The 13,938-nt window shown below is 63.8% G+C and carries 14 protein-coding genes; 11 read left to right on the top strand and 3 right to left on the bottom strand.

What is annotated here, in order from left to right:
* Positions 1 to 365: 365 nt before the first annotated feature.
* Genes G6016_RS00545 through G6016_RS00555 form a run of 3 tightly spaced genes read left to right on the top strand, consistent with a single transcriptional unit; the run spans position 366 to position 5,076 of the window.
* Positions 366 to 1,826, top strand: a complete 1,461-nt coding sequence (locus G6016_RS00545) for an SCO6880 family protein (protein WP_182630765.1) — start codon at positions 366 to 368, stop codon at positions 1,824 to 1,826.
* A 4-nt stretch (positions 1,827 to 1,830) separates the two neighbouring features.
* Entirely contained in the window at positions 1,831 to 3,429 is a 1,599-nt protein-coding gene (locus G6016_RS00550; protein ID WP_182630766.1) for a putative type IV secretion/conjugal transfer ATPase, read from the top strand.
* Between the two features lie 6 nt (positions 3,430 to 3,435).
* Entirely contained in the window at positions 3,436 to 5,076 is a 1,641-nt protein-coding gene (locus tag G6016_RS00555) for a peptidoglycan DD-metalloendopeptidase family protein (RefSeq protein ID WP_182630767.1), read from the top strand.
* Between the two features lie 916 nt (positions 5,077 to 5,992).
* On the opposite strand, the gene G6016_RS00560 is transcribed toward G6016_RS00555, so the two are convergent.
* Positions 5,993 to 6,829: a replication initiation protein gene (locus tag G6016_RS00560; RefSeq protein WP_182630768.1), complete on the bottom strand. Its 837-nt coding sequence runs from the start codon at positions 6,827 to 6,829 to the stop codon at positions 5,993 to 5,995.
* Between the two features lie 267 nt (positions 6,830 to 7,096).
* Here G6016_RS00560 and G6016_RS00565 point away from each other — a divergent pair, with 267 nt between their 5' ends.
* The 4 genes from G6016_RS00565 to G6016_RS00580 all read left to right on the top strand — a co-directional run bounded on the left by G6016_RS00565 (position 7,097) and on the right by G6016_RS00580 (position 9,072).
* On the top strand, positions 7,097 to 7,783 hold the full coding sequence (locus tag G6016_RS00565) for a recombinase family protein (protein WP_182630769.1): 687 nt from the start codon (positions 7,097 to 7,099) through the stop codon (positions 7,781 to 7,783).
* A gap of 67 nt (positions 7,784 to 7,850) precedes the next feature.
* Complete coding sequence (locus G6016_RS00570) at positions 7,851 to 8,450, top strand: AAA family ATPase (protein WP_182630770.1); 600 nt, start codon at positions 7,851 to 7,853, stop codon at positions 8,448 to 8,450.
* Complete coding sequence (locus G6016_RS00575) at positions 8,447 to 8,713, top strand: hypothetical protein (protein WP_182630771.1); 267 nt, start codon at positions 8,447 to 8,449, stop codon at positions 8,711 to 8,713. Before G6016_RS00570 ends, G6016_RS00575 begins: the two co-directional genes overlap by 4 nt.
* Before the next feature lie 2 nt (positions 8,714 to 8,715).
* Positions 8,716 to 9,072 (top strand): hypothetical protein, encoded by a 357-nt coding sequence (locus G6016_RS00580; RefSeq protein WP_182630772.1) that lies wholly within the window; start codon positions 8,716 to 8,718, stop codon positions 9,070 to 9,072.
* Between the two features lie 60 nt (positions 9,073 to 9,132).
* Here G6016_RS00580 and G6016_RS00585 read toward each other — a convergent pair whose 3' ends face one another.
* On the bottom strand, positions 9,133 to 9,366 hold the full coding sequence (locus G6016_RS00585) for a hypothetical protein (RefSeq protein WP_182630773.1): 234 nt from the start codon (positions 9,364 to 9,366) through the stop codon (positions 9,133 to 9,135).
* Between the two features lie 75 nt (positions 9,367 to 9,441).
* On the opposite strand from G6016_RS00585, the gene G6016_RS00590 reads away from it, so the two are divergent.
* Both G6016_RS00590 and G6016_RS00595 read left to right on the top strand, forming a co-directional pair.
* The gene (locus G6016_RS00590) at positions 9,442 to 9,858 is read left to right on the top strand and encodes a hypothetical protein (protein WP_182630774.1); all 417 of its coding nucleotides are present in this window, start codon (positions 9,442 to 9,444) and stop codon (positions 9,856 to 9,858) included.
* A gap of 48 nt (positions 9,859 to 9,906) precedes the next feature.
* On the top strand, positions 9,907 to 10,197 hold the full coding sequence (locus G6016_RS00595; protein ID WP_182630775.1) for a hypothetical protein: 291 nt from the start codon (positions 9,907 to 9,909) through the stop codon (positions 10,195 to 10,197).
* Between the two features lie 160 nt (positions 10,198 to 10,357).
* Here G6016_RS00595 and G6016_RS00600 read toward each other — a convergent pair whose 3' ends face one another.
* Positions 10,358 to 10,729 carry a hypothetical protein gene (locus G6016_RS00600; RefSeq protein ID WP_182630776.1) on the bottom strand — a complete coding sequence of 124 codons (372 nt, stop codon included), beginning with the start codon at positions 10,727 to 10,729 and terminating at the stop codon, positions 10,358 to 10,360.
* Between the two features lie 618 nt (positions 10,730 to 11,347).
* On the opposite strand from G6016_RS00600, the gene G6016_RS00605 reads away from it, so the two are divergent.
* Entirely contained in the window at positions 11,348 to 12,160 is an 813-nt protein-coding gene (locus tag G6016_RS00605; RefSeq protein WP_182630777.1) for a hypothetical protein, read from the top strand.
* A gap of 14 nt (positions 12,161 to 12,174) precedes the next feature.
* Positions 12,175 to 13,929 carry a type IV secretory system conjugative DNA transfer family protein gene (locus G6016_RS00610; RefSeq protein ID WP_182630778.1) on the top strand — a complete coding sequence of 585 codons (1,755 nt, stop codon included), beginning with the start codon at positions 12,175 to 12,177 and terminating at the stop codon, positions 13,927 to 13,929.
* Positions 13,930 to 13,938: the final 9 nt, after the last annotated feature.

The raw sequence follows: 13,938 nt of genomic DNA on the forward strand, positions 1-13,938 counted from the left end.
GGAGCTGGTGCGCGCGGCGGCCCCGGCGGAGCTGGCGGAGGCCGGGGCGGCGCCAACCACCCTGCCCCACGTCGGTCACAGACTGCGCAACCGCGTGCGTCGAGCCAGGCGGGCCAGAAGCCGGGCGGCCAGTCGCCGGGCGGCCAGAAGCCGGGCGATGGAAAGCCGTCAGGCCCAAGTCAGCCGGGCACTGGTCGGCCCGGACCTGGTGCGGATTCAGGGCCGGGCGGCGGCCGACAGACACGCACGACTGAGGCGGCTCAACAGCGGAAGCGGCTCGGGCAGGACTGGTCGATGTATCGACAGGACCCGGTACGGCCGAGCAGTGATAACACTCCGAGCGGTAGCGGCAGGAGGCGTGGTCGATGAGTGATTCAGGTGTTTACGGAAATCTGACCGAACGACAGCGAACAGGGTTCTTCTTTGGTCTTGGACCCGTCGCCTCGCTTCTTGCACTTGTTCTGCTCGCGCTCGTCATTGTTTTTGGCTCGATTTTCAACGCTATGCCGGTGGCTATTGTCGTCGGCCTCGCAGGAGCGGCAGGGCTATTCCTCACGCGGGCAACGCCGAACCGGGAATCGATTTTGACTCTGTGGAAGGACCGGATCATGTTCAAGTATCTGCGCATGCGAGGCCGGACTTCCTATCGGCCGGGCACGCTTCGTAGCTTCCAGCCGCCGGGGATGCTCGCTAGCGTCAAGCTGGTTGATCTGCCGGTTCCCGGTGATCGCACCTATGCCGCTATCGCGAACCCGGCGCAAAAGACGCTCACGGTCGTGTTCTCGGTGTCCTCGAAGGGGGACGAAGCAGTCGCCCAGACGACCATCGACAATTACGTCAACTCGTGGGGCATCTTCCTGCGTGACCTAGGGCAGATCGCAGACTGCGAGGCCGCGCAGGCCGTCACTGAGACCTACCCCGATCCCGGTGTGTCGGGGCAGGTCCACCTCGAACGGTCAGAAGACCCGAACTCCCCGCAGCTGGCGCGCGACATTATCGAGCAGGCAGCCCAAGAGCTGCCACAGGGTCGCCTAGCCATGCGGCACCGCCTCGCGGTGGTGTTTGAGCAGCGGGACCGCGATTGGGATACCTGTGCGGGAGAGGTCGCAAAGCAGATCAGAACCTTGCTGCCGGGCCTAGAGTCGGCCGGCTTGACGCCACGGCTAATGGGGCACGACCAGATCGCAGAGTTCGTCCGTCGCGCGTACTCACCGACAGATGCGCTACAGCTCGACCTCGCTAGTGCCGAGGATGATCGGCGCGCGAGTCTTGATTTCTCGGAGGTCGGCCCGACGAGTGCTGAGGAACAACCGCGTGGCTTCATTCACGACGAGTTCGTATCCACCAATTACGCCGCCTACAGGTTTCCCACAGACGGCTTTATCGAGCAGGTGCTTCGCCCCGTTCTTGAAGGAAACTTCGACCTACCGCTAAAGCGCGTCTGCATGACGTTCCGTCCGTACGAGCGTGGTGAAGCTCGAGCGCGCGTTGATGCCGACCACCGGGACGCCGTTCGTGCGGCTCGACGCACCAAGCGCGGACAGGAAGACCCAGCCGATCAGGTTCGCCTGGCGGCCGTCGAGCAGTCGCGGTCAGAGATTCAGGCGGGCCACGGTTACGTACGCACCGGGATTATCGTCACTGTCACAACGCCGGTCGACGCCGATCAGGACGCCACCGACATTCTCATTGGCGGGATGGGCCGTGCCGCCTCACTGCACATGCGGCCCACAACGAACCACCACAGCGCCACGTTCGCGAGCGGTCTCGGCCTCGGTGTCCTGCTCGAACGAGGTGGAGACGGAGTGTTGTCTAATGCCCTCTAAGGAAATGACGCCCGACGAACTCGACGCGGCGCGCGAGATACTGGAGCGTCGCGCCGACTCACGGATTCCGATATGGAATACCCTCTGGCGGCGGCGACTGGTGGCGCTCAATGCGGAGACCGACACCAAGGATGCTCTCGGCGGCGAGTCCCAGGTGTACGCGCACGGCCGCCCCATCATTGGCGGGGGTCAGTGCCTTTCTGCCACACGGCTGCCCGAGATTCAAGGCACCACCAAGCAGGTGCAGGGACTCTGGCCCTGGTCTGTCGGCGGCGGATCACCCCAACTCGGCGGACCCATCGGTCAGCACTACCTACATGGGCGCCCGTTCTACTTCGATGCCCTTGACTGGTTTCGCGCCAACCTCATGTCCGCCCCCACTCAAATCGTTCTCGGCCTCAATGGCTACGGCAAGTCCAGTCTCGTCCGGCGGCTGGCGACTTACGCGGTGAGTCGCGGCCGCATCGTCATTTTCATGTCCGACTGCAAGCCCGACTACCGGACTATGACTGAGCTGTATGGCGGTCAGGTGATCTCCCCAGGTTACGGACGCTCCACGATCAACCTGCTCGACCCAGGCTCGCTAGGCGAGGCCCTGCACCAGATCGAGCACCTGCCCGAACAGCACGCCGTGCTTGCAGAGGAAATCAAGCGTCGCACGCTACTCAACTTGACCATCGTGATCGAGCTACTACGCAGCTCAGGGCTACGCGACTACGAGTCGTCGCTGCTCTCGGCCGCACTCGACCTGCTGCTAACCCAAGACCGGGACCAGCCACCGATCATTTCGGACCTCCTTGCCGTGATCGAGAACGGTGGCCCCGCTCTAATGGATGCAGTTAGTGTCACCCACCACGACACTTACCTGGATGAAACTCGCGCCGTTCGGCGCAGCCTCAAAGCCATTATCGACGGGCCGATGGGAAGCCTTTTCAACGGCCAAACCACGGACCCGATCAACCTCGGCGTACCGTGCATTGATATTGACGTTTCTGCCGTACCTGCGAACAATGCCATTCTTCGGGCTGCTGTCATGCTCATTTCTTGGCAAAACGCATTTGCCGCCATTGAAGGGCATCACGTCCTGTCTGATAACGGAATTCACGACAAGGTTGTTTTTGATCTTATTGGTGACGAGCTGTGGCAGCTCCTAGAGGCCAGCCCAGAACATGCCGTGTCATATATCGACCGTGTTACGAGAACCAACAGGACCAGCGGTGTCGTATTGACCCTGGTGACGCACTCCGTGCGCGACTTCAAGCGGGTAGCCGGCGGCGACTCAAACCAGGGGCGAGCCACCGGCTTCATCGAGCGCTGTCGTGCAAAATTCATCGGGCCAGTCACTCAGAACGAAATAGATGAAATGCGCGGCATTATCAACTTCACCGAGACCGAGGAAGCCTTATTGCAGGAGTGGTCGGAAACGCCATTGCCAGGCGAAGAGTTTGTAGCCGGCGACCGTCAGAGTCTATCTGGGTTGGGTTGCTTCATTCTCAAAACCTCAGAGTCGGATTCAGCTCCCGGCATTCCTTTCCGCGTTCATCTTCCCGAGTATGAAAAGCAGACCGGCATTCACGCAACGAGTGTCCGGCTCGAAAAGTAGTTTTCAGTGTCCACCGCAATAGCCGCTACTGGCTTCATCGTCCGCCACAGGAAAAAGATCATCGCGATATTGCTCGTGCTGACGCTTTTCCTCATCATGTGGCTGGACAGTCAAGACGGATGCGAGCCAGCCAGCGGCGGACGCGCTGGCGGCAGCGGCCCAGCCAACTCGGAAGGTCTCGCATACCCGGTTGACCTTGATGCTCCCATTACCTCGCCGTTCGGCCCACGCGGCGGCGAGGCTCACAACGGCATGGACCTGGCGCCGCCCCGCGGGGCGCCGATATACGCCTTCGCGGACGGAATCGTGATCGCCTCGCAGGACACCGGAGTGTCGGGCTTCGGCGGCTGGATCGTGGTCCTGCATGAAATTGACGGCCGCGAAATGAGTACCGTCTACGGCCACCAAGACCCCGGCGGCAACCTCGTGGCCGAGGGCGCCACAGTCGAGGCCGGCGAGCACATCGCGCGCGTCGGCAACAGTGGTTATTCCACCGGCCCACACCTGCATTTCGAGCTGTACGAAGGCAACCGACTTGCGGGGGGAACGCCCATTGACCCCGCACCGTGGATCGAGCGGGCACGAACTGGCGCGGCCGCCCCCGAGGACGACAGCGGCGACGAGGGCGAGGACCAGGACGCCGAGGGCGAGAGCACGGAGCCGGGGACCGTCGAGAACGGCGACACTAGTGGCGCCGACACTCAGACGATCCGCGACCTGCGAGCGTCCCAGATCATCGACGTGGGCCAGCAACGCAATGAGTCCGAAATAGTGGTGGTGTCCGCTCTCGCCGCTGGACTGGTCGAGAGCGACCTGCACAATCTGGCCAGCGAGGCTGTTCCCGAGTCCAAGAACTACCCGAACGATGGAGTCGCCCCAGGCGACTACGATTCGGTCGGATTATTTCAGCAGCGAGTGAAATACTGGGCTGAGCAGGCCGGCGGAATCAAGGGTCTGATGGAGCCGGCGCAGCAGATCAACTGGTACTACGACACCGCCGCCGGAGTTCCACATGACTCCGTTGGCCAGATCGCCGCCGACGTGGAGAACCCGGCCGCCAAGTACAGGCACAAGTACGCCGACCGCGCGGCCGAGGCGGCTGAATACTATGAGCGCCTTTCCGGTAGTGCCGCCGGTAGCTTGGCCGCCGGCACCGCCGAGTGCGGCGGTTCCGGCTCACTTGCCGATGTTCCGTCAGCAGACGGACTGGGCCGACGCATTCTGCTGGAAGCCAAAAAGGGCTTCGGAATGCCGTACGTGTGGGGTGGCGGAAATACCGAGGGGCCAACCAACGGCCTGTCCGGCGACGATCCGCTCGGCTACGACTGCTCCGGCCTCACGCAGTTCGCCGTCTATCAGGCGACAGGGGGACAGGTCTCGCTACCGCGAACAGCACAGGACCAGGGGCACTCGGACCTCCTTCAAGAAGTGTCCTGGGAGGAAGCCCGCCCCGGTGACCTCTTGTTCTTCGGTGCAGGTCACTTCCATCACGTGTCGATCTATTCCGGTCAGAAGGACGGCGCCGATATGCAGTATGAGGCCCAGACCTTCGGCGTCCCGGTCGGTGAGTACGAGGTTTGGCAGCCGCCAGACAAGGTAATGCGGGTCGTATTGGATGAAGGCGAGGCGGAAACACGTGATGAATGACCGGAGATTCGGCACAGCCGCAGCGAGCCTGCTGGCAGCTGTGCTCGTGCTCAGCTCGTGCGCGGACCAGGACGACGACAGCTACGTCGATAATCACGCTGGTCATAGTCCACGGGGGCCGGAAACGGCCGAAATCATCATGCCGTACGGCGAGGGGTTCGAGCATCTACAAGGCCAACCCCCCGAAGCAGTGGCCGAAACGGCACTGCTTCGTCTCGCCCACGCAACCCCCGCCCAGGTCGAGGACCAGGACGCGGCGGCCGCCACTTTGCGCGGTGTCGTCACCCCCGAGCTATGGACCCAGCTCAGAGACGATCCAGCGTCAGTAGTGCCAACCATGACTGGCCCGGCATGGCGCGCATGGGACAGTGCCGGCGGCGGCGTCACTGTCACCGTCCGCCAGGACGAGGAACAACACCCACCAGACACCGACACCACGTGGACTCGAAAGTGGGTCGTGACGCGCCAGCTAGCGGGGTCCACGTCGCCACTCGACACCACCTACGCCGTAGCGCTGCGCAAGATTTCGGGACAGTGGCGCGTGAGCGACTTACGGTTGTTGGGGTAGGACATGAACTAAATCAGTCGGCGGTCGTCCCCGGCGGGCGACACAGGTACGCGCTCCGTCCTCGGCCTGGCTGTTGCTGGCCGGCCCGCTTGCGATGTTCGTGCAACAGGTGGCCGACCACTCCTGTGCTCACGTCCATTTCTTCTGCGATCTCACGGTACGACTTCCCTGCCGCACGAAGTGCGGCAGCTCGTTCACGGCGTGCAGCGGCACGCTCAACCACCACGCTCCGCGGCTCTGCACGAAGACGCCGCACATGCCGTTCCGACATTCCAAGCCGCTCAGCGGCCTCGGCCGCTGTCAGTGGTCGGCCTTCTTTGTCGATACGGGGACGAGGATCGAGGGCACTCATCCGAAGACCTCCTGAAGCCGCTTGTCGCGTGCGGCACGACGGACCACGCCCGATTGGCGGCCCTGGGCGGCGTGCCATTCCTTCTTGCTTACGAAGGTAGACCGGACCCATTTAGAAATCGACCGGGCCGTCGCTGTGACCTCCGAGAATGGTAGAGGCTCAGGAAATGCTGAGTTGGCCGCGTGGCAGTGCTGCATCACGACGCGCTGCCACTCTTCGTACGGCTGCTCTGGATCGTGTAGCCCGTAGACCGCAGCACGGGCCGTGTCGAACATCGTGCAGTTGCGGCCGAATCCATGCGACCGTTCCGGTTTGCGGGGGAGCTGGCGAGGGGTGTGTATTGTCCCCAGCTCGCGCAGACTGTACGCCTTGTCTGTTCCCCAGATGACCTCTGCGTCCGGCGCAACTGGGCATCTGGTGAGCAGGGAGGTGTACGCCGGGTCGCCGTCGAGTGACCGGCGCAGCCCCTCGGCTGTCCGAGCTAGGTATCTGATCGGTGCTTGGCGTGCAGCCTCAGTCCGCGTGACAGGTTCGTTGAGCCACCATCCCACGTGCGCGTGACCGGTTGGCCCCTCTGCTACCCAGGACGGTTTCGGGTGATCTGCGGGCGACTCAAACGCCTTTATGGCGGCAAGGGGGTGGTCTACGTCGATCACCACACAGATCGTCATAGCCCCCGGCCCGGTCTCGATGTAGCGGTGCTGTAGCGCGCGGTCGCGGGGGAGGCGGCGAACACCGTCCTCAAGATGGTTGGTCGCGAGCGCCCAGTTGTGCCAGTACCGCTCTCGCCAGGAGGCCGCGTTATGAACCGAAGGTGCTGCCGCCGTTGCCATGATCGCATCATTACACAGATGTAGCTCGTATTGGGGTAGGACATGAACTAACTCAGATGTGGGCGCAGCCCCGCCCGGTTTTCTGGGGCTTCCGGTCCCGCGCAGGGGAGGTGTCTCGCAGGAGGTGCCGCCCATCTGGGGTACACGCTCCTGGACAGCTCCCGACGAGCACGGTGCCCGTCCATCTAGGGCACGAATCGCCCCTTCTGGACAGGTCTGAGCTAGGGTTCTGACTCTTTCTAGACAATCTCCGGAAGGCAGACACACATGGGAATGACGGTGGGATACGCACGGGTCTCCACGACTGAGCAGAACCCGGCCAGGCAGCTCGAAGCGCTGGCGGGAGCTGACCGCATCTACACAGATCGCGCCTCCGGCAAGAGCACGGATCGGCCAGAACTGGCGGAACTGCTCCGCTTCGTAAGGGAAGGCGACACGGTTCGGGTCACGTCGCCGGATCGACTAGCCCGTTCGACTACGGACCTACTGGCGCTCGTGCGGCAGATGAAGGAAAAGGGCGTAGCGGTCGAGTTCATAGACCACCCGGCGTTGAACACGGACAGCCCGCAGGGCGAGCTGATGCTGACGGTTCTGGCGGCAGTTGCCCAGTTCGAGCGGGCGACCGCGCGCGAGCGCCAGGCCGAAGGTATCGCCATAGCCAAGACCAAGGGCAAGTACCGCGGGCGGAAGCCGGCGCTGACGGAGGCGCAGAGTGCATCGGCGGTCGAGAGGCTGGCGCAGGGTGCGTCGGTCTCGGCCCTCGCTCGCGAGTATGGGGTCAGCAGGCAAACGATCTACAACGCGCGCGCTAAGGCAAGGGAGGCCATTGTCGAGCAGTACCGGCCGGTGGTGCAGATGCTCGCAGACGGGCACTTTCCTGATGGGACTCCGATCACTGCCGAGACTGTGCGGGAACGACAGGCGGCGCAAAATGCCCGAACTTCCTACAGCTAACCCACTAGTCAACAGTGTGCCAGCGTGCTAGTGTGGCAGTACACCAACACGGAGAGGGAGGGCGCTCATGGCGACAATCACGATTGCGAACGCGAAGGGAGGCGTTGGCAAGACCACTACGGCGATCTACCTCGCTGCGGCGGCCGTTGCGGACGGGTACACCGTCGAAGTGCTTGATACTGATCCGCAGGCGTCGGCACTGGACTGGGCGGCTGGCGCCGCCGGGGCAGGCACACCCTTGCCGTTCGAGGTTCACGCCGTGGAGGGGCACGAGCTGGCACACCGCGACAGCCGCGCTGATTTCACGATTATCGACACTCCGCCGATCATTCCTGACGTGATTGACGCGGCCGTGGACGCTGCTGATTACGTGATCCTCGTGACGACACCCGAACCGGCTTCGACACGCCAAGCGTGGCGCCTGGCGCCGTCACTGAGCCACCGTGACTACGCGGTGCTGTTTGTGAACGGCGAGGCCGGACGGAGGCTGCTGGACGAGACCCGCGCAGCATTTGACGACTTCCCGAAGTTTCCCGGCTACATACCGCGCCGGGAGGCGATCAAGCGAACCAACGGACTGGGGATCATCGAGAAGCCGGGCCTGTTTGGATACACCGACGTGTGGCGCCACCTGGTGCCCGCCAACAATGAGAGGACGACAGCATGAGTGACGCACCGAACCTGACCGGAGGCGCAGCACGCCCGCTGGCGCAGGGAGCCAAGAAGGCGCGCGAGACGAGCGCGCGCGAAACCTTTACTCCGGCCGCCCCGGCGCCGGCCGCGCCGAAGCGCGACAAGGGCGTCATGGTCTATCTGACTGACGCCGAGCGAAAGGCGTTCAAGCGATGGGCGTTCGAGAATGATTTGTCGATGTCAGACGTGCTGGCTAAGCACGTAGCCGAGCTGCTGGAAGCCGAGGGCGAGGGGTAGTCATGGCGATCAACGAGGTAGACCGGCAAACCGAGGTCGCCGCCGAGCTGTCCGAGACTGCTCGAACCCTCGCTCATTCCACTCGAAGCGTGCCAAACGGCGCCGATTCATACCGCTTGATCGGAGAGCTGTCGGACACTATTCAGAGTCTCCGGTACGTTGCGTACCAGCTCGGTGAGTGGCACGCGGGCGCGGTAGACGGAACACATTTCGACGGCGACGATGGAAGCGGCGACGGGCGCGCCTGCGAGCACACGCAAACGCACCTGCGGAACGTCGCAGACCTGCTTTGCAAAGCGGGCGAGCAGGTGGACCAGGCCCACACCGAGAACGGGCGTATCCGGTGGATTGGAAACTGACGCGAACGTAAAAGTGCCCCCGGCCCAGAAGGGCCGGGGGCACAGTCCTTCGAGCTGCGCTTAGGCGAGTCCTGCCAGAGCCGCAGTGAGGTCGCGCGAGGCCAGGTCAATGTCGGCGCTGATCTGGTGCGCCGCACGGTTCACGTCGTTGCTGACCTGATCTGCTGCCGCCTGCACGTCCGCGCCAAGTTGGCCGGCGACCACCGCGAGGTCAGCGGGGACCGGGACCGCCGGTGGCGCCGGCGGTGCGGCCGGCGCGGACGCCTGGGTGGCCGGGGCCGGAGGCGGTGACACTGTGGCACCCTCACCGAGCACGGTGCCGTCAGTGATGCGTGTGTCCGTCGAGGGTTCAACGGGGGTGCTACCGGGTTGTCCCGACGGCTTGTCACCGACGAGGGGCTGATAACCATTCGCGATGCGGGCCTCGTTCTCAAAGTCCCACACAATGTCAGCGGCGAGGCCCTGCAACGTCTCGACACCGCCGGGAACGGTCGAAGCTCCCACGCCCGCGCCGCCGACGGCGGCGGCAGCACCGCCTGCAAGGCTTCCCGCACCCGCGCCGGCACCAGCGCCGACGGTGCCAAGAACAGCGGCGCCGGCGGCAGGTCCAGCGGCCGCCGCGATTGCGTGGCAGGGAATGCCGACGCCAGGAGCAACCACGGTGACAACGCCACAAGACACCTGCGCCGGAATCTGTGCGCCCAGGCCGACGGCCGCACCGCCGAGAGCGCCCGTAATGCCAGTGCCGACCGCGCCGACGGCTCCGCCGCCGAGAGCGCCGAGTGACCCGACAGCAGCGGCACCGGTTCCGGCTGCGCCGAGAACCTGGTCGAGATGCGCTCGGTCAGCTCCGTGTCGTGCAGCCACGTTCGCGTCAAACTTGTTGAGAACGTCTACCGGGGTGATGTTCTGCGACACCGCAGGATCGAGCAGAAGAAGGCCGCCGGACTCCTGCACAACCTGGACCTCGCGCTCAACAACAACGGTCTCGGTGACTGTCTGCGTGATGATCTGGGGCGGCGACGAAACAACGAGCGGCTGCGCGGCTCGCTGGATTCCAGGGGCAACATTCTGGATCGCCACCGGGACGGCCGGCGCCGGCCGTGCGGTCGGCACCTGCGGTGACGGCGACGGGCGGTTGGGGACCTGGGGTGAAGGAGTCGGCTGCGCGAACGCGGCGGCAGTGGACCCGAGTGTGATCGCCAACGCGACGGCGCTAGCGGCCGCTGCTGGACGGCGGAATGACTGGCTCATGGAAGCTCCAATGCTGGGAGTTAGTTCGCGATCAGAGTACGTCAGAATCTGTGTTGCCGCTAGGCCGACCTTGTACTCGCCGCGATGCGCCAGAAGTGCGCGGTGACTTGCGCTTGCTGGGAAGTCTCCTTGCGAGCGTTCCCTCGGTAATCCCGAGAGCCTCCGCGATCACTGCCCTGTTCACATCGAGACCGGCGAGGGCGTCAAGCGCGGACTCTAGTTCGGCGCGCTTGTCCTTCAGCTCCCGGTCGAGCTGGTCAATCGAGCGGAACGCGCGCACAGCGCGCGCAATCTCTTCCCGCGAGCGCGCTTCGCGCCGCTCGAACTCCTGACGAGCTTTGGCGAGGGCGCGTGTCGTTATGTCATCGACCGAGGCATGTTCGTCTGTGTGTTCATGTTCCATGAGCGGGACGTTAGCACGAGGTGAAGCTCGCGCAGGGGACCGTCGCGAGAACGCGGAGGACTCGACGCGAACCGCGCAAAAATAGTGTGATGCACCCGTAATTTAACTGTAAGAAGCATTACCATCAGATTACAGTGCTGACTGCTCCCCACCTGGCAATACGGCTGCGCCGTAGACTGTCACACGATTCACCACCCCCCCTGCGCAAGCTTGTGAGGGTGGTGAATCCTGAGACAGTCCCCAAAGGGTTGCCAGGTGGGGAGCAGTCAGCATGAGTGAGGTGGGAGGTGGGTGGGAGGAAGGGGAGAAAAAGACAGCGATGTAGGTGGGTGGTTGCGGTGTGAAGGGATAGTCGGTCTTGGTCAGTGGTTGCCGTTAGAGCGCGGCAGATGTGTGTGGGTTGTAGACGTAGGCGGCGCAGGTAGTTGTGTGTCGTGTGTTGCCGTCGAATTGCGCGCCCGAGAGCGGTTGATCGGCGCCACCTGGTATTGGTTTTCGCGTCGTCCTGGTCGCTGTCGGTGAGGGGTCTGGCGCGGGCGCTGAGACGACGCACCCTTGCCTTGTAATGTGATTGCGAGCGGCCCTCCGTGGGTTGCGGCAAAGGAAGAGGTTGATGTGATGCGCACACCGGTATCTGATGCTGAGGTGAAGGTGCTCACCGTTGAGTTGGTGCGGTCGCTGAGGGTCGTGCGTATGAGCACTCTCATTCGCTACTTGGAACACCTGCTTGGCGAAAAGAAACGTGGTGCATGGAGCACGTACGTGAGTCGTCTCGTGCAGCAGACCGAGTTGGAGTACGTGCAGCGCGGCGGTTCGCGCGCTGAGAGCATCCTTGGGGTCGATGTGACCCGCCAGTTCGCGGTGGTCGAGGTCCAGGCCGCGCACGAGCTTCGCGTGGCTGACGTGGCCGTTGAGTTCATCCGTGCTGGGTTCGACTGGACGCCGCCGCTTGCGCGCGGCGCTCACGACGAGAAGGTGTCGGACGGCACGGCATGGATGGGTCAGACGCGCGTCGAAGTAGAGGTGGAGCTGTCCGCAAAGACTGCGAAACGGTGGCGCCGAGTGGCCGCCCGCTATCGAGACATTCAGGCCCGCGAGCCAGTGGGGGTGTTGTACGTCTTTGCCAGCGACGGGTTACGTCGCTCATTCCGGTCAGTTCTGGCCGAGCGCGTCACGCCGGGGTGGTGGCATCTGGGCGTCTCGGATATGTCGAGTACGGAAGGCCGTCAGGCGGCGGACGCGGCACTGGCCGCGCTTGTCTGTGAGGCGGTCCAGGCCGGCGAGATACAGACGACGAACGTAGGACAGGCCGCGCTACTCGAACCGACTACGGACGCGATTGAGAAGCCACCACAGGCGACGCTCTCGCGGGCCGAACAGAAGCGCCAGGAGCTACTAGCCGCACGCGCGGCGAGGGAGAACACACGATGAATACGAACCCGTCAATGACCCTTCTCGCGAGCGTCGTCGTGTGGCTACCTCTCGTGGTTGCATTCTTCGTCTTCGTCATGCTGGCACGCTTGCTGACGAAGCAGACCATCTTGCACCGCGGGGAAGCCTATTGGCGGACGGTGACGCGAACGGTCGCCGCCGTCGTTGCAGCAGCGACCGCACTCGGCATCGGAGGCTTGATCTATGTCGTGTGGCGGGTGCAGCAAGTCTGGGCGCTACGCCCCTCGATGAGCGGAAACTGGGCCGCGTACGCGAGTGACTATGCGGGCTATACCGGCATGAGTGCGCTCATCGCGATCCTTGCCGTACTCGGCTTCGCGCCCGGTCTGTGGCTCATCGGCCGAGCCGCGTTTCTGTGGAAGGTCCGCTACCGCCGGTCGTCCGTCCCCGACGTGGTGACACTGGAACAGACCGAGATAGCGATACAACGACGCGCGGCCGTGGACACCGCGGCGAAGCATGGCATCGACCTGAACTCCAAGACGAACATCATCGGCGCATTGGCCGGCCGTGAAACGACGACTGCACCGCACGCCGTGACGACGAAGACCGGGACCGCGAACGCGTTCGCAGTCGTGGTGGACAAGATGCTGACGGCCACGCGCCAACAGAACACCGACTGGCAGGTGGGCAAGACGATGGTCGCGCCCGCCAAGCCGGGCGCCGGCCGGGCGCTCCTACTGGCAGAATCCGGCGCAGGTAAGACCGAGCTGCTGACCTCTCTGATGCTGTGCCACCGAGCCAACGGGCACGGTGTGCTGTTCATCGACGGCAAGGGGGACCGACGCGACGCGGAGAACCTTGCAGACCGCTACGACGCGACCGTTCACTACGGCGGGTATGACTTCTTCTCGGGAACCGCTTCCGATGTGATCGAGCGGCTAATGAAGTTGATCCCGGTCACCGAGAGCACGACCTACTACGCCGACGAGGCCAGAGACGTCATTACGCGCGTCCTCGGGCAGTGGGAACAGACGAACGGATGCGCCGACGTGGCCGAGTTCGGAGCGTTGTGGGAGATTGCCGTCGCGGAAGAGCTTGACCGCATCGCAGAGGACGAGAGCACCCGGCCATACCTGACCGGCAAGGTGCAGGGAGGGCAGCGTCACGAGCGTGCCTGGCTGTCACTGCAAAAGGGCTTGGGACAGGTCGAGCAGTTCCACCAGGCCGACGGCTGGACCGTGCCCGAGCTGCTGGCTACCGAAGGGTTCCACGTGGTGCCGATTGTGGACGGCGATGAGTCCGAAGTGTTGCTGGCGAACTTGATGATCCACGACATGCGCCGCTACTTGGCGCAGAAGAAGCGCGAGCGAGGCACCATTCCGGGCGTTCTGGTGATTGATGAGTTCGCGCAGATTGTGCGAGAGAATCTGTCGGAGATGCCCGCGCCAAAAATGGCCGCAACGATGTTTGAGACAACCCGGTCGCTGAACATGGGCCTGTACCTGTCGGCTCAGTCGCTCGCCGGCATCGCTGAGGACGAGAACATGCAGCGACGAATCTTGCAGGCGGGCGCGGCACTGATCGTTGGTCGAGGCAAGGACTCCGAGGTCGAGGCCAACGCGTTCGGCACCGTCTTCCACGGTGAATCGACCGGCGACGCCTCCGGTGTCGAGGCGAAATCGACTCGCGCCCAGCACACCTACCGTGTCAGTCCGAACGCAATCCGCGAACTGCCAAACGGCGTGTTTTTCTTCGGCCAAGGCGGCAGCGTTCGTCAGATGATCGTGCTTCCAGCTCGACGGTAGAAGGAGCAA

The organism is Dietzia aerolata (genome assembly GCF_014144865.1).
GTDB classification, from domain to species: domain Bacteria; phylum Actinomycetota; class Actinomycetes; order Mycobacteriales; family Mycobacteriaceae; genus Dietzia; species Dietzia aerolata.